Annotated in this window: 19 protein-coding genes; 4 read left to right on the top strand and 15 right to left on the bottom strand. The window is 72.2% G+C overall.

What is annotated here, in order from left to right; translation table 11 throughout:
* Positions 1 to 2: 2 nt before the first annotated feature.
* Genes redW through ACZ56V_RS31520 form a run of 3 tightly spaced genes read right to left on the bottom strand, consistent with a single transcriptional unit; the run spans position 3 to position 4,868 of the window.
* Positions 3 to 1,178 (bottom strand): L-prolyl-[peptidyl-carrier protein] dehydrogenase, encoded by a 1,176-nt coding sequence (gene redW / locus ACZ56V_RS31530; protein ID WP_398915099.1) that lies wholly within the window; start codon positions 1,176 to 1,178, stop codon positions 3 to 5.
* Positions 1,175 to 4,081 carry a beta-ketoacyl [acyl carrier protein] synthase domain-containing protein gene (locus ACZ56V_RS31525; protein ID WP_468947014.1) on the bottom strand — a complete coding sequence of 969 codons (2,907 nt, stop codon included), beginning with the start codon at positions 4,079 to 4,081 and terminating at the stop codon, positions 1,175 to 1,177. The genes redW and ACZ56V_RS31525 overlap by 4 nt, the downstream gene beginning before the upstream one ends.
* Before the next feature lie 49 nt (positions 4,082 to 4,130).
* Positions 4,131 to 4,868, bottom strand: a complete 738-nt coding sequence (locus tag ACZ56V_RS31520; protein ID WP_398915103.1) for an AfsR/SARP family transcriptional regulator — start codon at positions 4,866 to 4,868, stop codon at positions 4,131 to 4,133.
* A 597-nt stretch (positions 4,869 to 5,465) separates the two neighbouring features.
* Between ACZ56V_RS31520 and ACZ56V_RS31515 the strand changes: the two genes are divergently transcribed.
* Together ACZ56V_RS31515 and ACZ56V_RS31510 are read left to right on the top strand one after the other, a co-directional pair.
* The gene (locus ACZ56V_RS31515) at positions 5,466 to 6,137 is read left to right on the top strand and encodes a potassium channel family protein (protein ID WP_356362821.1); all 672 of its coding nucleotides are present in this window, start codon (positions 5,466 to 5,468) and stop codon (positions 6,135 to 6,137) included.
* On the top strand, positions 6,137 to 6,817 hold the full coding sequence (locus ACZ56V_RS31510) for a potassium channel family protein (RefSeq protein ID WP_356362819.1): 681 nt from the start codon (positions 6,137 to 6,139) through the stop codon (positions 6,815 to 6,817). The genes ACZ56V_RS31515 and ACZ56V_RS31510 overlap by 1 nt, the downstream gene beginning before the upstream one ends.
* 81 nt (positions 6,818 to 6,898) lie before the next feature.
* Here the strand turns inward: ACZ56V_RS31510 and ACZ56V_RS31505 are convergent, their stop codons facing one another.
* The 8 genes from ACZ56V_RS31505 to ACZ56V_RS31470 form a co-directional block, all read right to left on the bottom strand.
* Positions 6,899 to 7,711 carry a DUF3159 domain-containing protein gene (locus ACZ56V_RS31505; protein ID WP_398915107.1) on the bottom strand — a complete coding sequence of 271 codons (813 nt, stop codon included), beginning with the start codon at positions 7,709 to 7,711 and terminating at the stop codon, positions 6,899 to 6,901.
* Positions 7,712 to 7,714: 3 nt separating this feature from the next.
* Positions 7,715 to 8,113, bottom strand: coding sequence for an OB-fold nucleic acid binding domain-containing protein (locus ACZ56V_RS31500; protein WP_076976707.1), 399 nt, complete (start codon positions 8,111 to 8,113; stop codon positions 7,715 to 7,717).
* 94 nt (positions 8,114 to 8,207) lie between these two features.
* Positions 8,208 to 8,891 (bottom strand): response regulator, encoded by a 684-nt coding sequence (locus tag ACZ56V_RS31495; RefSeq protein ID WP_356362815.1) that lies wholly within the window; start codon positions 8,889 to 8,891, stop codon positions 8,208 to 8,210.
* Positions 8,888 to 11,461 carry an ATP-binding protein gene (locus tag ACZ56V_RS31490; RefSeq protein WP_468947010.1) on the bottom strand — a complete coding sequence of 858 codons (2,574 nt, stop codon included), beginning with the start codon at positions 11,459 to 11,461 and terminating at the stop codon, positions 8,888 to 8,890. Before ACZ56V_RS31490 ends, ACZ56V_RS31495 begins: the two co-directional genes overlap by 4 nt.
* A 121-nt stretch (positions 11,462 to 11,582) precedes the next feature.
* Positions 11,583 to 12,275: an ABC transporter ATP-binding protein gene (locus tag ACZ56V_RS31485; protein ID WP_398915111.1), complete on the bottom strand. Its 693-nt coding sequence runs from the start codon at positions 12,273 to 12,275 to the stop codon at positions 11,583 to 11,585.
* A gap of 187 nt (positions 12,276 to 12,462) precedes the next feature.
* Positions 12,463 to 13,215 (bottom strand): DUF3710 domain-containing protein, encoded by a 753-nt coding sequence (locus ACZ56V_RS31480; RefSeq protein ID WP_123626582.1) that lies wholly within the window; start codon positions 13,213 to 13,215, stop codon positions 12,463 to 12,465.
* Between the two features lies 1 nt (position 13,216).
* Entirely contained in the window at positions 13,217 to 13,768 is a 552-nt protein-coding gene (gene dut / locus ACZ56V_RS31475) for a dUTP diphosphatase (RefSeq protein ID WP_104631129.1), read from the bottom strand.
* On the bottom strand, positions 13,765 to 14,349 hold the full coding sequence (locus tag ACZ56V_RS31470) for a PaaI family thioesterase (protein WP_093457139.1): 585 nt from the start codon (positions 14,347 to 14,349) through the stop codon (positions 13,765 to 13,767). The genes dut and ACZ56V_RS31470 overlap by 4 nt, the downstream gene beginning before the upstream one ends.
* Before the next feature lie 57 nt (positions 14,350 to 14,406).
* On the opposite strand from ACZ56V_RS31470, the gene ACZ56V_RS31465 reads away from it, so the two are divergent.
* Complete coding sequence (locus tag ACZ56V_RS31465) at positions 14,407 to 14,871, top strand: DUF3093 domain-containing protein (protein ID WP_468947004.1); 465 nt, start codon at positions 14,407 to 14,409, stop codon at positions 14,869 to 14,871.
* A 54-nt stretch (positions 14,872 to 14,925) separates the two neighbouring features.
* Here ACZ56V_RS31465 and ACZ56V_RS31460 read toward each other — a convergent pair whose 3' ends face one another.
* From ACZ56V_RS31460 to ACZ56V_RS31445, 4 genes are all read right to left on the bottom strand, one after another.
* Positions 14,926 to 15,879 (bottom strand): hypothetical protein, encoded by a 954-nt coding sequence (locus ACZ56V_RS31460; protein ID WP_467383375.1) that lies wholly within the window; start codon positions 15,877 to 15,879, stop codon positions 14,926 to 14,928.
* Positions 15,880 to 15,892: 13 nt separating this feature from the next.
* Positions 15,893 to 16,189 carry a DUF4193 domain-containing protein gene (locus tag ACZ56V_RS31455; protein ID WP_003993510.1) on the bottom strand — a complete coding sequence of 99 codons (297 nt, stop codon included), beginning with the start codon at positions 16,187 to 16,189 and terminating at the stop codon, positions 15,893 to 15,895.
* Positions 16,190 to 16,594: 405 nt separating this feature from the next.
* On the bottom strand, positions 16,595 to 17,839 hold the full coding sequence (locus tag ACZ56V_RS31450; protein WP_356362806.1) for a sensor histidine kinase: 1,245 nt from the start codon (positions 17,837 to 17,839) through the stop codon (positions 16,595 to 16,597).
* Between the two features lie 6 nt (positions 17,840 to 17,845).
* Positions 17,846 to 18,499, bottom strand: coding sequence for a response regulator transcription factor (locus ACZ56V_RS31445; RefSeq protein ID WP_003993508.1), 654 nt, complete (start codon positions 18,497 to 18,499; stop codon positions 17,846 to 17,848).
* 427 nt (positions 18,500 to 18,926) lie between these two features.
* Between ACZ56V_RS31445 and ACZ56V_RS31440 the strand changes: the two genes are divergently transcribed.
* Positions 18,927 to 19,100 (top strand): hypothetical protein, encoded by a 174-nt coding sequence (locus tag ACZ56V_RS31440; RefSeq protein WP_198601315.1) that lies wholly within the window; start codon positions 18,927 to 18,929, stop codon positions 19,098 to 19,100.
* Positions 19,101 to 19,124 lie beyond the last annotated feature (24 nt).

The following is a 19,124-nucleotide window of genomic DNA, read 5'->3' as shown; positions in this document are numbered from 1 at the left end:
GTTCAGCGGCGGGTCGCGGGACGCCGGCGCCCGAGGCCCAGCGCTCGCGCGACGTTGTTCTTCTGGATCTCGTTGGTGCCGGAGAAGATCCGGGCGGGCAGCGCGTCCCGCAGCAGGGACTCCGCCTCGCCGTCCATGACCCCCAGCGCACCCCGCAACTGGATCGCGTCCAGCCCGAGTTGTACGGCGGCCTCACTGACCGCGATCTTCGCGAGGGCCGGGCCGATCTCGTCCGCCGTGCCGTCGGACAGCGACCGCGCCGCGCGGTGCAGCAGCAGCCGGGCCGCCTCGTAGCGGCCCAGCATGTCGACGATCCGGTGGCTGACCGCCTGGAAGCCGCCGATGGGCGAGCCGAACTGCTCACGGTCCCGGACGTGTTCCACCGTGGACTCCAGCACGCGGCGCATCGCTCCGAGGTAGGCCGCGAAGAGGCAGGTGCGCTCCCACTTCATCGAGGAGGAGAAGATGCTCGCCCCGGAGCCCTCCGCCCCCAGCACCGCACCGGCCGGGACGAAGCAGCCGTCGAAATGGACGTCGGCGGTGGGGGAGCCGCGCAGACCCACCTTGTCGTACGGGCGTCCCACCGTGAGTCCGGGGGTGGAGGCCTCGACCAGGAAGGTGGTCAGTCCGAAGAAGCCGCCCCGCGGATCGGTGGCGGCCTGCACCACGAACACGTCGGCCACGGGGGCGTTGGTGATGAAGCACTTGGAGCCGCTGAGCACATGGCCGTCCTCGACGGCCCGGGCACGGGTGCGCAGGTGCAGCGCGTCCGAACCGGCCTCCGGCTCGGTGATGGCGTGCGCGGCGATCCGCTCGCCGGAGCACAGGGCCGGCAGCCACGCGGCGCGCTGTTCCCCGGTACCGAACTCGACGATCGGCATGACGGCGGCGAACAGGTGCGCGGCGACCGAGAAGGCGAAGCCGGTGTCCGCGCAACCGTAGCCGAGCGCCTCCATCGCGGCGGCCGCGGCCACCGCGTCCAGGCCGCTGCCGCCGAACTCGCCCGGCACGGTGGTGCCCACCAGGCCCTGCTTGCCGGCCAGCAGCCAACGTCGCCGGAAGTCCTCGGCATCGTCGAAACGGCCGGAGGAGTCCAGCTCGCGCCGGGCGAACCGCACGACCATGTCACGCATTTCCCTGGTCTCGGCGTCAAACCCGGCATCAAAATCGAAGTTCATCTCGTGGCGTCCGTGCCTTCCTCGATCAACAGGTGGTAATTGATGCCGCCGGTCCCGAACGCGCTCACCGCTGCGCGCCGCGGTCGGCCCGCCGGGGCGGCCCACGGCCCGGCCTCGGTGGCCACCCGCGCGGGGACGGCGTCCAGGGCCAGGTCGGGACTGAGTTCGCGAAGGTTGACGCTGGGCGGCAGGGTGGCCCACCGCAACGCCTGGAGTGTGCGCAGCAGTCCGGCCGCGCCGGCCGCCGCGAAAGTGTGGCCGAGGAAGGACTTGGCGGAGCCGATGTGCAGCGGTGCCGTACGCCGCCCCGTGCCGTAGACCTGCGCGGCGGCGGCGACCTCCACCCGGTCGCCCAGCCGGGTCCCGGTGCCGTGCGCCTCCAGGTAGTCCACGTCGTCCGGGCCGAAGTCGACCTGGGCGAAGGCCTGCCGTACGGCCCGGGCCTGGCCGTCGGCGTCCGGGGCGATCAGCGACTTGGCGTCGTTGGACGCGCCGACCGCGCGGAGCACGCCGAACACCCGGTCGCCGTCGCGGCGGGCGTCCGTCAGGCGCTTGAGCAGGAAGAGCGCGCAGCCGTCGCCCGGGGTGAAGCCGTCGGCGCCGGCGTCGAAGGGGGTGATCCTGCTGTGCGACAGCAGGCCCAGCGAGGAACACAGCACCAGGTCCCGCGCGTTGCAGGGCAGTTCCACGCCACCGGCCACGGCGTAGTCGGCGCCGCCGGAGCGCAGCCGTCCCACGGCCACGTCGAGGGCGGCCAGCGAGGAGGCACAGGCGGCCTCCACCGCCACCGGTACGGCGTCCAGGCCGTGTTCGTTGGCGACGAGCGCCGCGATGCCGCTGGCGACGCAGCCGTCCCAGGTGGTCGGCAGGTCGACGGGTCCGGGCTCTCCGAACCGGTCGCGCACCAGCTTGGTCACCGCTTCGACGTCGTCCGGTCCGAGTGCGGCGAGCGCGGCGAGGGAGCGGACATCCGCCTCCAGGTCGTCGAGGCACAGACCGGTGTGCAGCCGGCGTTCCCTGGACAGGCCCAGGTTGCTGCCGACGGCGACGGTTCCCACGCCCTCGAGCGAGCGCGGATCACGCCCGTAGCGGGCGAACATCTCGGCGGCCACGTCGAGTCCGAGGCGCTGGGCCGCGTCCGTCGCCGCGTACCGGTGCGGGGGGATACGCAGCCCGGGGGGCGGCTGTGCCGGCACGGGGACGGGCGCGCCCAGGTCGGTGTAGCTGCGCCCGAGGGCGAGTGCGCCGGGGGCGTGGTAGAGGTCCCGGTCGAACGACTCGGCGGGCAACGGTCCGATCCGGTCCCGCCCGGAGAGCATGGTCCGCCAGAACCCGTCCGCGTCGGGCGAGTCGGCGAAACGCCCGCCGAACCCGACGATCGCGATGGGCTCCGCCGCCCACGCCCCGGCCGCCCGGCCCGCGGCCGGCGCCGACCCGCCCGGGGAGCCGCGCCCAGCCGCACCGCCGGGCCGCGCACCGCCAAGGTGCGCGTCGCCACCCGGTTCCGGGGGCACGGGGCCGGCCGGTGGGGATTCCTCCAGGAGTACGTGGCAGACCGTGCCGGTCAGTGAGGCTCCCAGGACCGCGGCACGGCGGGGAGTGCCGTCGGTGGACGGCTCCCAGGGCTCGGCCGCGCGCGGTACGCGGAAGGGACCGGCCGTCGGAGCGGGGTCCGTGCCGGGCCGCACCGGGGGGACGGTGCGGTGGTGCAGGGCCAGTGCCGCCTTGGTGACACCGGCGAGCCCGGCGTTGGCGAAGGTGTGGCCGAGCCGGTCGCGCACGGTGCCCACGGCCACCGGGTCCCGGGGCGCACCGGCGAGGATCCCGGCGATCGCGTCCCGTTCGGCACGCCCCACGGCGGCCGTACCGTATCCGGCGCACTCGACGAGCCGTACGGACCCCGGCGTGACGCCCGCCGTACGGTGCGCGGCCTCGGCGGCGGCCCGGCGGTGCGCGGCCGACAGCGAGTAGCGGAAGGTCCCCGGCCGCGCCTCGTGCCGCAGGGCGCAGTCCAGGACCGACGCGTACACGCGGTCGCCGTCCCGTTCCGCGGTCGACCGGCGCTTGAGCAGCAGCGCTCCGAGCCCTTCCGTGAGGACGGGAGCGTCCTCGGCGCCCGTCCCGGGGGGCCGGACCGCGAACCCCTTGGCGGCCAGCGCCCGCCGCGCGAACCGGCCCTCGTCGCGCTGTCCCACCACGACCAGGACGGCCTCGGCGAGCCCGGCGCGCAGGCTGTCCACGGCGTGCGTGAGGGCCAGGTACGAGGTCGCGTCCGCCGACTCGACGGCGAGGGTGCGCCCGCGCAGCTTGAAGGCGGACGCGATGCGGGCCGGGATCGTACTGGCCATCTCGCCCACCCGGTCGTGCGGTGAGGCGCCCAGCCGGCGCGACAGTACGTCGTTCAGTTCCCGCTCGGCGGCCCGCGCGTCGGTGCCGGTGTCGTGCCAGGCACTGTCCGCGAGGACCTCCGCCAGGTCCCGGGCGTAGCGGGCACCGTCGACGCGCAGGGCGTTGGCGTACTGCCGGTCCAGGCCGAGGCAGGTGCCCACGACGACGTCCGTGCGCCCGCGGTCGACGCCGGAGCCGGTGGCGTCGTCGAGGCACTGGCGGGCGGCCTCCACCATGAGCAGCTGCAGGCGGGCCATGGAGGCGGCCTGGGCCGGCGGGATGCCGAACCGTGCGACGTCGACCTCGATGTCGCCGAGGCCGCCCGGCGCCGATCCGGTACCGGAGCCGGGCGTCGAACCGTCGGCGAGCAGCAGCCGCCACAGTTCCTCGATGCCGTGGGCGCCGGGATAGAGGGCGGACATCCCGACGATGGCGATCGGTTCGGCGGGGCCCGGCGCCGCCGACGACGTGTCGGTGGGGGTGGCTGTGGCTGTGTCTGTGTCGTTGTCTGACAACTTCTCGTTCCTGTTCACGTGGGCGCCGCCCGCGGCCGGCCCCGGGTCGTCAGGCGGTGAGCAGGCTGGTGTCGGCCGGCGCGTACGGCTCGCGCCTCAGCGCGGAGGGCACCTTGAGCACCGGATCCTGCGCGAGGATCTCGGCGTGCCGCCGGCGCAGCAGCGCACCCGGCTGGACGCCCAGCTCGTCGTCGAGCCGCTTCCTGGCCAGGCGGTACGACTCCAGGGCGTCGCCCTGCCGTCCCACCCGGTACAGGGCGACCATCAGCAGCTCGCAGAACCGCTCGCGCAGCGGATACTGCGCCACCAGTTGCTGGAGCATGGCGATCGCCTGGGCCTCGCCGCCGAGCAGCAGCATCGCGCTCACCAGGTCCTCCAGGACCGTGAGCCTGCGCTCCTCGAACAGGGCCACGGCGCCCCGGCAGCGCCGTCCCTCACCCGCGTCGATGAGGGCCGGGCCGCGCCACAGCCGCAGACCGGCCTCCAGCACCTCGGCGGCGCGAGCGGGCTCGGAGAGGAGCAGGGACGCGCCCTGCGAGGCGAGCCTCAGGAAGCGGTTGCCGTCCACGCACTGCGGGTCGATCTCCAGGAGGTAGCCACCGAGCACCGAGCGCAGGACGGCGCCCGCCCGCTCGGAGCAGGAACGTTCGTTGATCACCTTCCGGGCTCGCGCGGCATGCGCCTGAAGGGCGTTGAGCACGTTGTCGGGCGGGTCGGCGCCCCAGAGTTCGTCCGCAAGGTCGGCGAGCGACACGGCACGGCCGGCGTCGATGGCGAGTGTCGCCACCAGAGTGCGGACCTTGCCGGCTCGAATCCCACCGTCGCTGTGCGACGTGTTGATCGATACGGGTCCCAATATGTTGATTTCCACACATCCCCCGAGTTGGTACAGGCGTGCATCCGTGGCCCGAACGGTCGGCCTCGCTCTGCGGGACTGCCCGGCCCGTCGGCCCGCTCGCGCGTTCCCCCGCACCCCGGAAGCGGACGGGGCGCGGGGCCGCAGCGGACCGGACCGGCCCCGAAGGCCTGTCAACCGGTTTTCGGCCGGTCTTTTGACCGGCTTTCGAACCACTGTCTTGCAGGGGTCCATCGTGGCAAGCACTCCCCCACCCGTCATCCACCGAACGATCGCATTCCGTTCTCAACACAGGACCGGTGGAGGAGGGCGCCACCGTCAATGTGTTGAGAAGCGGCCGCGCTCCGGTCCAAAGGAGCTGAACGACGCGAACGAACCACCCCGCCGGGGTGTGACCGCGGTGGACCGGCATGATGGTGGCTGCGGCCCTCGGTGGGGGCCGCAGATGTTTGCCCGTCGAGCCGAAAGAGGAAGATGAACGGGATGTCCGCCGCGGTCCGAGGGCAGAGAAGAAGAGTGGTGTAAGCCGTGCACATTGTCATCATGGGCTGCGGGCGCGTGGGCTCCGCGCTCGCCCAGACCCTGGAGCAGCAGGGGCACACGGTCGCGGTGATCGACCGGGACCCCACCGCCTTCCGACGCCTCGGTTCCTCGTTCGGCGGACGCCGGGTCACCGGCATCGGTTTCGACCAGGACACCCTGCGCGAGGCGGGGGTCGAGGAGGCCGGCGCCTTCGCCGCCGTCTCCAGCGGCGACAACTCGAACATCATCGCCGCCCGCGTGGCGCGCGAGATGTTCGGCGTGGAGAACGTCGCCGCCCGGATCTACGACCCGCGCCGCGCCGAGGTCTACCAGCGCCTGGGCATCCCCACCGTGGCCACCGTCCGCTGGACGGCCGACCAGATGCTGCGCCGGCTGCTGCCCTCGGGTGCCGAGCCGCTGTGGCGCGACCCCACCGGCGGTGTCCAGCTCGCCGAGGTGCACACCTCCTCGGCCTGGGTCGGTCACAAGATCAGCCGGCTCCAGGAGGAGACGGGCGTGCGGGTGGCGTTCGTCACCCGGCTAGGGGAGGCGATCCTGCCGTCCTCGCAGACCGTCCTTCAGGACGGTGACCTCGTGCACGTGATGATGCGCACCGACGAGGTCGACAAGGTCGAGGCGGCGTTCGCCAAGGGTCCCGAAGAGGAGGGCGGTCACTGATGAGGGTCGCCATTGCCGGAGCCGGTGCGGTCGGCCGTTCGATCGCGGGCGAGCTGCTGGAGAACGGCCACGAGGTCCTGCTCATCGACAAGGCGCCGACGGCCATCTCGGTCGAGCGCGTCCCGATGGCGGAGTGGCTGCTCGCCGACGCGTGCGAGATCACGTCCCTGGACGAGGCGGCGCTCCAGCGCTGCAACGTCGTCATCGCCGCGACGGGCGACGACAAGGTCAACCTCGTCGTCTCCCTGCTGGCCAAGACGGAGTACGGCGTTCCGCGCGTCGTCGCCCGGGTGAACAACCCGAAGAACGAGTGGCTCTTCAACGAGTCCTGGGGCGTGGACGTGGCCGTCTCCACCCCGCGGCTGATGTCCGCCCTGGTCGAGGAGGCGGTGAGCGTCGGCGACCTGGTCCGGCTGCTGCGCTTCAGCCACGGCGACGCCAACCTGGTCGAGCTGACGCTGCCGGAGGAGTCGGCCCTGGCCGGTACCCAGGTCGGCGACGTCCAGTGGCCCGAGGACACCTCGCTGGTGACGATCATCCGCGGCACCCGGGTGCTGACGCCGTCCCGGGAGGACTCCCTGGAGGCGGGCGACGAGCTGCTCTTCGTCGCCGCGCAGGCCCGTGAGGAGCAGCTGGAGGACCTGCTGTCGGCCCGACGGCGGCCCGACGGCCTCGTCTGACCGGCACGGCGGACCCGTCCACGGCGGTGGGGCGCCCGGGATTCCCGGGCGCCCCACCGCCGTACTGTCGCGTCTCGCCCGTCAGGCCTTGCGGTGCTTGCCGCCGCGCAGGTCCGCGACGTCCCCGTCGGCCTCGGACGGCCCCGGCAGGGTCTGGTCGGCCGCCCCCTGCTCGCTCCGTTCCCGCTCGGCCTTCTGGGCCTTCTCGGCCTCCTCCGCCGCCTCCATCTCCGCGAACACGTCGATGGGTGCGGGCGCCTTGGCCAGGAAGACCCAGGTCAGCCAGACGGCGAGCAGGAAGGGCGGGATCTTCAGGGTGACCAGGACCCAGCCGAGCTGCTCGGTGTCCGCCCACCAGTACAGCGGGAAGAGGATCGCGGACTTGGCGAGCAGGATGAAGCCCCAGGCGTAGCTGGCCTTGGTGTACGCCTTCTTGCGGCCCGGGTTGCGGGTGCGCCAGGAGAGGTTCTCCTTGAAGACCGGGCCGAGGATCAGGCCGATCAGCGGCACCCCGGCCAGCGAGGTGACGATGTACGCCAGCGCCAGGCCCAGGGTGTAGAGCATGCCCGGCAGATAGAAGTTCTTGGCGTTGTCGGTCATCATCGCGAAGACCACGCCGAAGGCGACGCCGAAGACCCCGCTGAACGCGTGCTTGACGGTGTCCCTCATCACCAGCCGGACGACGACCAGCACCACCGACACGGCCAGGGCCGCGATCGCCGACATGTGCAGGTCGTTGTTGAGGGTGAAGATGGTGACGAAGAGCAGGCCCGGAAGCACCGTCTCGATCATGCCCCGCACGCCGCCGAACGCCTCGAACAGCGCGGCCTCCGTCACCGCCCGGGCGTCGTCGGCCTCTGTCGTCTCTTCGGTCGGCTTGTCGAGCGACGTCACCGGCTACTCCCGTCCGAGGGGTCTCAGTTCGTATTTCGGGTTGAAGAGCACCCGGCGGCCGTGGCTCATGGAGATCCGGCCCGATGCGATGAGCTTGCGCCCCGGCTCTATACCCACGATGGAGCGTCTGCCCAGCCACACCACGTCCAGGGCGGCGGAACCGTCGAACAGCTCGGCCTCCAGGGCCGGAACGCCCGCACGCGGTCGCAGGGTGACCGTGCGCAAGGTACCAGTAACCGACACGACCTGCCGGTCCTGGCAGTCTCCGATGCGCGTGCAGCCGGCGGTGTCGGCGTCCTCGCGCAGTTCCTCCGACTCCAGGTCCTCCTGGGAGGAGGAGAGCCGGTCGAACATGCGCCGGAACCGGCCCACCGGCTTGTCGGAACGCGGAGCAGCACTCATATCTGAAGCGTACCGGGGCCCGCCGACAGCCATGCACCCCTGCCGGGACGGGATGGCGAGGCTCACTCCGCCCTCACGTCGCGTGCACTGCCTCTCACTTCTCGAAGCGGTATCCCATGCCCGGCTCGGTGATGAAGTGCCGCGGGTGCGCGGGGTCCGCCTCGAGCTTGCGGCGCAGCTGGGCCATGTAGACCCGCAGGTAGTTCGTCTCCGTCCCGTACGACGGCCCCCACACCTCCCGCAGCAGCTGCTTCTGGCTGACCAGGCGCCCCGTGTTGCGCACCAGTACCTCCAGCAGGTGCCACTCGGTGGGCGTCAGGCGTACGTCCCTGCCGCCCCGGTTGACCTTCTTCGCGGCCAGGTCGACGGTGAACTCCGCGGTGTCCACGACGACCTCGTCCTCGCCGCCGGGGACGGGTTCGGCCCGGCGGACGGCGGCCCGCAGCCGGGCCAGCAGCTCGTCCATGCCGAACGGCTTGGTGACGTAGTCGTCGGCGCCCGCGTCGAGCGCCTCGACCTTCTCGTCGGAGGAGTGCCGGGCGGACAGCACCAGGATCGGCACCCGGGTCCAGCCGCGCAGTCCTCTGATCACCTCGACGCCGTCCATGTCGGGCAGGCCCAGGTCGAGGACCACCACGTCCGGGTGACGGGCGGCGGCGAGCTGGAGGGCGGTGGCTCCGTCGTGGGCGGCGTCGACCTCGTAGTGCCGTGCCTTGAGGTTGATCACGAGGGCCCGCACGATCTGCGGTTCGTCGTCGATCACGAGCACCCGGGTCATCGGGCGGCCTGCCTTTCTGCCGTGGCCAGGTGGTGGGCCGGCCCGGAATCACCGTACGAGCCGGACGAGCCGGACGAGCCCACGGCGCGGAGGGTGAGGACCATGGTGAGGCCGCCGCCCGGGGTGTCCTCGGCGTTCAGGGTGCCGCCCATCGCCTCGGCGAAACCGCGGGCCACGGCCAGGCCGAGTCCCACCCCGGCCCCGCGCGGGGCGTCGCCGTAGCGCTGGAAGGGCTCGAAGATGCGGTCCTTGGCCTCGTCCGGCACCCCCGGCCCCCGGTCCACGACCCGCACCTCGACGCGGTCGGCGAGGGCACTGGCGGCGACCAGGACGGTCCGGTCGTCCGGACTGTACTTGACGGCGTTCTCCACCAGATTGGCCATCGCCCGCTCCAGGAGCCCGGCGTCCACGGCGACCATGGGCAGCGTCTCGGGGATGTCCAGCTCCGCGCTGCCCTCGGGCACCCCGCCGAGCGCCATCGGCGCCACCTCGTCCACGTCGATCTCGCGGATCAGCGGGGTGACGGTGCCGGTCTGCAGGCGGGACATGTCGAGCAGGTTGCCCACCAGGTGGTCGAGGCGGTCCGCGCCCTCCTCGATGCCCTCGAGCAGCTCCGCCCGGTCCTCCTCGGACCAGGCCACGTCGTCGGACCTGAGGCTGGTCACCGCCGCCTTGATCCCGGCCAGCGGGGTGCGCAGGTCGTGGCTGACGGCGGCCAGCAGCGCCGTGCGGATGCGGTTGCCCTCGGCGAGCGCGCGGGCCTGGTCGGCCTCCTCGCGCAGGCGGCGCCGGTCCAGGACGACGGCGGCCTGGGCGGCGAAGGCGGCGAGGACCCGGCGGTCCTCGGCGGGCAGGACCCGGCCGGTCAGCGCGAGGGCCATGTGGTCGCCGACGGGCATGTCCACGTCCGCGTCCTCCGGGCGGTCGACCGGCGGTCCCGACCCGGCGCGCCCCGCGCAGGTCCAGGGCGCCACGTCGCCCTCCCGCTCCAGGAGGGCGGCCGACTCCATGCCGAAGGTCTCGCGCACCCGCTCCAGGAGCGTCTCCAGGCTGGTCTCGCCGCGCAGCACGTCACCGGCGAGGAAGGACAGGATCTCCGACTCGGCGCGCAGCCGGGCGGCCTGGTGGGTGCGGCGGGCCGCGACGTCGACGACCGAGGCGACGGAGAGCGCGACGCCGACGAATATGGCGAGCGCAAGCATGTTCCTCGGGTCGGCGATGGTGATCCGGTTGACGGGGGGCGTGAAGAACCAGTTCAGCAGCAGCGACCCCACCGCGGCCGAGGCGAGCGCCGGGTACAGCCCGCCGAGCAGGGCGGCCGCGACGGTCAGCGCCAGGTAGAGCAGCACGTCGTTGGCGAGCCCGAGGTGGACGGTGCTGAGCAGCAGCGTCAGCAGCACGGGACCGCCCAGGCCCGCGAACCAGCCCCAGACGCTCCGGGACCGGCCGAGCCGCGCGCCCCTGGCCACCGGCAGCCCGCGCCCCTTGGCGACCTCCTCGTGGGTCACGATGTGCACGTCCAGGTCGGAGCCGGACTCGCGGGCGACGGTGGCGCCGACGCCGGGTCCGAAGACGTACTGCCAGGTCTTGCGGCGTGAGGAGCCGAGGACGATCTGGGTGGCGTTGACGCCGCGGGCGAAGTCGAGCAGTGCGGCCGGTATGTCCTCGCCGAGCACGTGGTGGAAGGTGCCGCCGAGGTCCTCCACCAGGGTGCGCTGCACGGCCAGCTCCTTCGGGGAGGCGGAGGTCAGGCCGTCGCTGCGGGCTATGTACACGGCCAGCACCTCGCCGCCGGCGCCCTTCTCGGCGAGGCGCGCGGCCCGCCGTATCAGCGTCCGTCCTTCGGGGCCGCCGGTCAGGCCGACCACGATGCGTTCGCGCGAGCCCCATATCTTCGAGACCCGGTGCTCGCTGCGGTACTGCTGGAGGTACTCGTCGGCCCGGTCCGCGACCCACAGCAGCGCCAGCTCGCGCAGGGCGGTGAGGTTGCCGGGGCGGAAGTAGTTGGACAGGGCCGCGTCGACCTTGTCCGGCTGGTAGATGTTGCCGTGGGCCATGCGCCGGCGCAGCGCCTGCGGCGACATGTCGACCAGTTCGATCTGGTCCGCGCGGCGCACCACCTCGTCCGGCACCGTCTCGTGCTGCCGTACGCCGGTGATGGACTCCACGACGTCGCCGAGTGACTCCAGGTGCTGGATGTTGACGGTCGAGACGACGTCGATGCCGGCGGCGAGGAGTTCCTCGACGTCCTGCCAGCGCTTGGCGTTGCGCACGCCGGGGACGTTGGTGTGGGCCAGCTCGTCCACCAGCGCCACCCGGGGGCGGCGGGCCAGCACCGCGTCCAGGTCCAGCTCGGTGAAGGCGGCGCCCCGGTACTCGATCTCCCGGCGCGGCACCTCTTCCAGGCCCCGCAGCATCACCTCGGTGCGTGCCCTGCCGTGGTGCTCGACGAAGGCCACCACGCAGTCGGTGCCGCGTTCGACGCGCCGGTGCGCCTCGGACAGCATCGCGTACGTCTTGCCGACGCCCGGTGCCGCACCGAGGTAGATCCGAAGCTTGCCGCGTCCCATGGCCTCATTGTCTTCCGGTCACCGCTGATTGCGCAGCGTCGACCCTACGACCCGCAAGCGCGGCAAAAGGGGCGGGGACGGGGACGCCGGCCGTCCTTGACGGAACTCTGACGCCGGGGCGTCACTGCTCGACGATCTCCCCGTCCCGCAGCTCCAGCACCCGGTCGGCGAGGTCGAGCAGGGTGGTGTCGTGGGTGGCGACCAGGGCGGTGACCCGTTCGCTGCGTACGACGGCCCGCAGCAGTTCCATCACCGAGTGCCCGGTCTCCGCGTCCAGCTGGCCGGTGGGTTCGTCGGCGATCAGCAGCGCGGGGTTGTTGGCGAGGGCGCGGGCGATGGCGACCCGCTGCTGCTGCCCGCCGGACAGCTCGCCGGGGCGCTGGGCGGCGTGGTCGGCGAGGCCCACCAGGGAGAGCAGCAGCTCGACGCGTTCCTCGCGTTCCTTCGGTGCGGCCCGGCGCAGCCGCAGCGGTACGCCGACGTTCTCGGCGGCGGTGAGGATCGGGATGAGTCCGAAGGACTGGAAGACGAACCCGACCCGGTCCCGGCGCAGCGCGAGCAGCCCGTCCTCGTCCAGCTCCGCGAGGTCCCGGCCGTCGACCTCCACGCGTCCGGCGTCCGGTGTGTCGAGGCCGCCGACGATGTTGAGCAGGGTGGTCTTCCCGGATCCCGACCGCCCCTTGAGGGCGACCAGCTCACCGCGCGGCACGTCGAAGGAGACGCCGCGCAGGGCGTGCACGGCGGCGCTGTCCCTGCCGTACGACTTCCGCACGTCCTCGACGCGCACCATGGTCTCCGTGACCACCTGGCTCATGTCGTGCCCTCCCCCGTCGTGCCCCGTGAACCGGGCGTCAGTATCACCACCGCGGGCCGGCGGATTCAACGGCCGCGGCCCGATCGTCCGACGCGACCGCTCCGGTCCGTACCGGCGAAAGGGCCGCGTCCCCCTGGGGAAGCGGCCCTCGTGGCACGTACGGCGAAGAGCCGTGTGGCGTCCTCGCCTAGCGGACCTCGGTGATCTCCGGTCCGCGCTGGAGCTGGCCCATGCCGCCGGCGAAGCGGGAGCCCTCCTCCTGCTGGACACCTTCGGGGACCATCTGCGCGTCGTTCGGCAGCTTCAGGACGATGGGGTCGCGGGGGGCCATCGGGCCCTCGCCGCGGACGACGACCGTGTCCCGGAAGATCTGCTCCAGCAGACCGGCGGCCTGCGGCTGCACCGCTCCCTGGCCCGAGATCACACCGCGCAGGAACCAGCGGGGCCCGTCCACGCCGACGAACCGCACGACCTGGAAGCCGCCCGTGCCGTCCGGCAGCTGCACCGGGACCTGGGCCCGCAGCTCCCAGCCCAGCGGACCCTCGACCTCGTCGATGATGCCGCCCTGCTGGGTGATGCCGGAACCGATCTCCTCGCGCACCTCGCCCCAGATGCCCTCGCGCTTGGGCGCGGCGAAGCCCTGGAGCTGGATGGCGCTGTCGCGCAGCACGACGGTCGCGGCGACGATCGCGTCGCCCGCGACCTCCACCCGCAGTTCCATGCCGTCGACCCCGGGGATGAACAGGCCGCCCAGGTCGACCCGGCCCTCGCCGGGGTCGCGGACCTCGGTGCTGTCCCAGGGCCCGTCGGGGCGCGGCTCGGGCTCGAGCCGCACGCGTTCGCGCTCTTCGTCCGCCTCGGTGTCGACGCTGTCGACGACCTGCTCGGTCTCGCCGGCCGCGTCCTCGGCGGCATCCCTCTTCTTGCGACGTCCGAACACGTCACTGTCCTTCCCGGTCGGATACGACCGAAGCGTATCGATTCCCACCCGTCGGGCCGCCTTCGGCGACCTGACCGCTTGTGCCGCTTGCACGGTCCAACCCGGCGTGGCCGCCGGTGGACCCGAAGCCCCCCTCGGCCCGCGCCGAGTCGGGAAGCTCCGCGACCTGACGGAAGCGGACCCTCTCGACCTGCTGGACGACCAGTTGGGCAATCCGGTCGAAGCGCTCGAACCGCACGCTCTCGCGCGGGTCGAGATTCACCACGATCACCTTGATCTCCCCACGGTACCCGGCATCAATCGTCCCCGGGGCATTCACGAGGGCGACACCGCAGCGGGCGGCCAGTCCGGAACGTGGGTGCACGAAGGCCGCGTACCCCTCGGGGAGCGCCACAGACACGCCCGTGGGCAGAACGGCGCGTTCGCCGGGCGCCAGCTCGCAGCCGACGGTGGTCCGCAGGTCGGCGCCCGCGTCGCCGGGCTGCGCGTACGCGGGCAGCGGTACGTCGGGGTCGACGCGGCGGATCAGCACCTCGAGGTCGGCACGGCTCACGGGTTCACCTCGAAGGCGCGGGCGCGGCGGAGCTGGTCGGGGTCGTCCATGGCGGCGCGGATCTCCTCCTCGCGGCCGTTCTGGACGAAGTGCTCGACCTTGACCTCGATGAAGAGGGCGTCGGCGCGGACGGCCACGGGGCCGTCGGGTCCGCCGATCCGGCCGGTGGCGGTGGAGTAGATCTTGCGGCCGGCCACCGCGGTGACCTCGGCCTCCAGGTACAGCGTCGTGTCCACGGGCACCGGCCGCCGGAAGTCGGTCTCCAGCCGTCCGGTCACCGCGATCGTGCGCAGCAGCCAGTTCAGCGAGCCCAGCGTCTCGTCCAGGGCGGTGGCCAGCACGCCGCCGTGCGCCAGACCGGGCGCGCCCTGGTGGGCGGGGCGGACGGTGAACTCGGCGGTGATCGACACGCCTTCACCCGCCCGCGCCTGGAGATGCAGCCCGTGGGGCTGGTCGCCGCCGCAGCCGAAGCACTGTCCGTAGTGGGCGCCGAGCAGCTCGCCGGGGGCGGGCGCGTCGGGGTGCCGTACGGGCTTCACGGCGTCGGCCGGGGGCTGGAGACCTGGGGAAGTACCACTCACAGGCGCAGACCTTACCCGCGCGTCGGCCGAACACCGATACCGTGCCAAGCTTGGTTCATGCAGCTCTCCACGGCCCCGTACGAAGAACGACTCACCGCGCCCCGCTCCTGGTGGCTGGTCTCCTTCCTGGTGGGGCTGGCGTTCGCGCTGATTCTGCTGCCCTTCGGCACGCTGCCGATGCTGGGCGGCCTGGCGGGCGGGACCGCGGTGGCCGCGGTGGCGGCCAGTTCGTACGGCGCGGTCCGCATCCGGATCGTGGGCGACTCGCTGATCGCGGGCGAGGCCAGGGTGCCGCTCTCGGCGCTGGGCGGCGCGGAGGTCCTCGACCCGGAGGAGGCCCGCGCCTGGCGCACGTACAAGGCCGACACCAGGGCGTTCCTGCTGCTGCGCTCCTACATCCCGCGGGCCGTGCGGGTGCTGGTCACGGACCCGGAGGACCCGACTCCGTACCTGTACCTGTCGACGCGCGAGCCGGAGCGGCTGATCGAGGCCCTGACGGCGGCGAAGGCCGCGGCCGCGTAGCGCCTGTCCGGCGGACCGGGTCGCGGCGGGGCGGAGGCGAGCGGCGGGCCGCGGTCAGCGGCCGTCTTTGCCGAAGTTTTCCCCGCGGCCGGCGGAGCCGGGTCCGATGCCCTTGGTGATCTCGCCCATGTCCAGGGCGTCCCGCGGGCGTTCCAGGGCGGGGAGGTCGTCCAGGGCGCTCCAGGCGACCTGCTGCTTGCGCAGGTCGGTCCGGATCCTGGCGGCCAGCTTTCTGGTGTCGCGGCGGTTCATGACCGCGCCCACGGCCGCCCCCACCATGAACGGCATCAGGTTCGGCAGGTCGCGCACCATCCGCTTCATGATCTGCTGGCGCAGCTGGCGCTTCATGTGGCCGTTCATCGCCGAGCCGAGGGTCGACGGCTTGGACACGTCGACGCCGCGTTCGTCCGACCACGAGTTCAGGTACGCGGTGCTGCGCTGCCCGAGACCGCCGGGCGGGCGTACGCCGTAGACCTCGTGGAGTTCGGCGATCAGCTTGAGCTCGATCGCCGCGACGCCGGTGATCTCGGCGGCCAGTTCGGTGGGCATCGCGGGTGGCACGGGCAGCATCGCCGCCGCTCCGATGCCCGCTCCCACGGTCGCCGTGCCCTTGGCCGCGCCGGCCACCAGCCGGTCGGCCAGCTCTTCGGGCCCGAGGCCCGGGAACTGCCTGCGCAGCGTGGCCAGGTCCCGTACGGGCACCCGCGGGGCCAGGTCGATGATCCGGTCGGCGAGGTGTCCCAGGGCGGCCCTGGCACGGGCACCGCCGTTGCGGACCCCCTGCCCCGCCTTCTCCCGGAACGCCGCTGCCCGGCGCCGGGCAGCGGGCGTCGGCGGTCGCGTGGTCGCCGGGAGGTCGCTCCGGTCGGCCACCGGTTCGAGCGGGGCCCTCCCCGTATCGGTCGGGCCCCGCTCGTCGTCACGCGCGCTGTACGGGCCGTCGGACGGCCCTTGGTCCGCTCCTCGTCGGGAGAAACGGCGCTTCCAGGGAGGGGTCGAGCCAGTCACGGCCGACCCCGCCTCAGTCGCAGTCGCGGCAGATCGGCTGGCCGTTCTTCTCCCGGGCCAGCTGGCTGCGGTGGTGGACCAGGAAGCAGCTCATGCAGGTGAACTCGTCCTGCTGCTTCGGCAGTACACGGACGGCCAGTTCCTCGTTCGAGAGGTCGGCGCCGGGAAGTTCGAGGCCTTCCGCGGCCTCGAACTCGTCGACGTCGACGGCCGAGGCGGACTTGTCGTTCCGCCTGGCCTTCAGCTCTTCGAGGCTGTCCGAGTCGACGTCGTCGTCGGTCTTGCGTGGAGTGTCGTAATCGGTTGCCATGGTCGCTCTCCCCCTCTGGGTGTCTGCGGTGTCTTCAGCGCACGTAACGCGTGAGAGGCCGGACTTGTGCCCGACCTGAGGCGGAGATTTTGCCTCACATCAAGGTCTGTTACTCAATCGACACCCAACCGGACTCCTCATGAGTGATCGGCTTGGATGGCGATGGGGACCGTACACGGTCCGAATGCCGCACTTCAAAGGCGTCTCACCGTGTACTTCCCGTGATCAGGGCCCCTGAAAACCGGGATTTTCCCGGCTTTCCGACAGGGTGCATGATCACGGAGAGTAGAGAGCGGGAAAGCCTCCGCTGTGATCGATCACACACGCGACTCCGAGGCCGGTGGCCTGGAAATTCCGCTCAAAGCGAACATCCTCGGGTCTCGGTGCGATGTCGGGGTCATGATCTCAGACGGGCAGGGTCACCCGCATCACGAGCCCTCCGCCCTCGCGCGGCTGGGCGTAGATGTGCCCGCCGTGCGCCCGGGCCACGGAACGCGCGATGGACAGCCCCAGCCCGACACCCTTGTCGCTGCCCGTCCGCTCGGTACGCAGCCGCCGGAACGGCTCGAAGAGGTTGTCCACCTCGTACGCCGGTACCACCGGGCCCGTGTTGGTGACCACCAGAACCGCCTGGCCGTTCTCCACGGCGGTGGTGACCTCCACCCAGCCCTGTTCGGCCACGTTGTAGCGCACGGCGTTCTGGACGAGGTTCAGGGCGATCCGCTCCAGCAGGACGCCGTTGCCCTGGACGACCGCGGCCTCCCGGGTGCCGCGGAGCTCCACGCCCTTGGTCTCGGCCTCGGCGTGCACCTGGTCGATGGCCTGGCCGGCCACCTCGGCGAGGTCCACCGGTTTGCGCTCGACGATCTGGTTGTCGCTGCGGGCCAGCAGCAGCAGGCCCTCGACCAGCTGCTCGCTGCGTTCGTTGGTCGCCAGCAGCGTCTTGCCGAGCTGCTGGAGCTCCACCGGGGCGTTCGGATCGGACAGGTGCACCTCCAGGAGGGTGCGGTTGATCGCCAGCGGCGTGCGCAGCTCGTGGGAGGCGTTGCCGACGAAGCGCTGCTGGGCGGTGAAGGCCCGCTGCAGCCGCTCCAGCATGTCGTCGAAGGTGTCGGCCAGCTCCTTCAGCTCGTCGTCCGGGCCGTCCAGCTCGATCCGGCGGGACAGGTCCGAGCCGGCCACCGCGCGCGCGGTGCGGGTGATCCGCCCCAGCGGCGACAGGACGCGTCCGGCCATGGCGTAGCCGAAGGCGAAGGCGATCACGGCGAGGCCGAGCAGCGCCAGCAGCGAGCGGCTGAGCAGGTTGTCCAGGGCGACCTTGCGCTGGTGGTCCATGCAGTCGCTGATCGCCGCGTTGAAGTCGGACAGCGACAGGTTGCCGTTGTCGACGACCGGACAGTCGCTGCTGGAGACCTTGAGGTCGGTGAAGTCGACGATCTTGTACAGCGGTTCGTTGCCCGTGCGCACCGCCTGGGCGGCCAGCAGGTAGATGATCGACAGCAGCAGGATGCCGGCGATCAGGAACATGCCGCCGTACAGCAGCGTGAGCCTTATCCGGATGGTGGGGCGCAGCCACGGCAGGGGCGTGGCCGAGCGGGGGTCCCACGTGGGCTTGGGGGGCGCCCCGGGGGGCGCGGGTGTCGTCGCCACGGCCGCTCAGATCCGGTATCCGGAGCCGGGGACGGTGACGATGACCGGCGGCTCGCCCAGCTTGCGGCGCAGGGTCATGACGGTCACGCGCACGACGTTGGTGAACGGGTCGGTGTTCTCGTCCCAGGCCTTCTCCAGCAGCTGTTCCGCGGAGACCACGGCGCCCTCGCTGCGCATGAGGACCTCGAGGACGGCGAACTCCTTGGGGGCGAGCTGCACCTCCTTGCCGTCCCGGAAGACCTCGCGGCGGTTGGGGTCGAGCTTGATCCCGGCACGCTCCAGGACGGGCGGCAGGGGCACGCTGGTCCGCCGGCCCAGGGCGCGCACGCGGGCGATCAGCTCGCTGAACGCGAAGGGCTTGGGCAGGTAGTCGTCGGCGCCGATCTCCAGGCCCTCGACCCGGTCGCTGACGTCACCGGAGGCCGTGAGCATGAGCACCCGCGTGGGCATGCCCAGCTCGACGATCTTGCGACAGACGTCGTCGCCGTGCACCAGGGGCAGGTCGCGGTCGAGGACGACCACGTCGTAGTCGTTGACGCCGATGCGCTCGAGGGCGGCCGCACCGTCGTACACGACGTCGACGGCCATGGCCTCCCGGCGCAGTCCGGTGGCCACCGCATCGGCGAGCAGCTGCTCGTCCTCGACGACGAGTACGCGCACGTCGCTTGTCCTTCCTGTGTCCACCCGCGTAGCGCTTCTGGGACGCACGAGGGCAGGGGGCTGGTGGGTGTGTTGCCTCCATCCTGCCCTTTTCGGCCATAAGTCGGCGGTAAGCCGGGTGAGGGGCCGGTGACGAAGAAGGCCGCGGAAAGGCCGCCGAAGCGGGAATGCGAGATTTTCTCGCGCGGTTGAGGTTTCCGCGAAGGGGAGCAGGGGGAGGACGGCTTTACACCCCGCGATCACGCTCTGCCTGTACCGCGTTACCGCGCGGTACGCCGCGGTCCGCTTCCGCAGAGCGGGCGTGGGTGTCCGGCACCGCCGCCGCCCTGCCCGGCAGCGCTGGGCACTCCACCGGAGGCGTGATCGCCCCTTCCGACCGGCACACCCCCGTGCCAACGACCCACGACCCAGGACGAGGGGGCGCAGCATGGACGCTTTCACCGCAGGACTTCTGCAGCGCATAAAGACGACCGAGTCCGACCTGTCCCGGGCCCGCGACGAGGGCGACGAGTACCTTGTCGACGTGGAGCTGGGCGAGCTGGACGATCTGCGCCGTCTCGCTGCCGAGCACGGCGTGGAGGTCAGCGCGACCAACGCCTGATCGGCCCGCGAAGACGAGGCCCCG

The sequence above is a fragment of the Streptomyces sp. NPDC034099 genome (assembly GCF_055575415.1).
Note: the sequence above shows the minus strand (reverse complement) of the source record. Positions and strands in the feature narration are given on the sequence as shown.

Excerpts from the sequence above, each read along its gene's own strand:
- redW (WP_398915099.1), bottom strand. The coding sequence starts at position 1,178 with ATGAACTTCGATTTTGATGCCGGGTTTGACGCCGAGACCAGGGAAATG.
- ACZ56V_RS31510 (WP_356362819.1), top strand. The coding sequence starts at position 6,137 with ATGAGGGTCGCCATTGCCGGAGCCGGTGCGGTCGGCCGTTCGATCGCG.
- ACZ56V_RS31500 (WP_076976707.1), bottom strand. The coding sequence starts at position 8,113 with ATGAGTGCTGCTCCGCGTTCCGACAAGCCGGTGGGCCGGTTCCGGCGC.
- ACZ56V_RS31495 (WP_356362815.1), bottom strand. The coding sequence starts at position 8,891 with ATGACCCGGGTGCTCGTGATCGACGACGAACCGCAGATCGTGCGGGCC.
- ACZ56V_RS31490 (WP_468947010.1), bottom strand. The coding sequence starts at position 11,461 with ATGGGACGCGGCAAGCTTCGGATCTACCTCGGTGCGGCACCGGGCGTC.
- ACZ56V_RS31485 (WP_398915111.1), bottom strand. The coding sequence starts at position 12,275 with ATGAGCCAGGTGGTCACGGAGACCATGGTGCGCGTCGAGGACGTGCGG.
- ACZ56V_RS31465 (WP_468947004.1), top strand. The coding sequence starts at position 14,407 with ATGCAGCTCTCCACGGCCCCGTACGAAGAACGACTCACCGCGCCCCGC.
- ACZ56V_RS31455 (WP_003993510.1), bottom strand. The coding sequence starts at position 16,189 with ATGGCAACCGATTACGACACTCCACGCAAGACCGACGACGACGTCGAC.
- ACZ56V_RS31440 (WP_198601315.1), top strand. The coding sequence starts at position 18,927 with ATGGACGCTTTCACCGCAGGACTTCTGCAGCGCATAAAGACGACCGAG.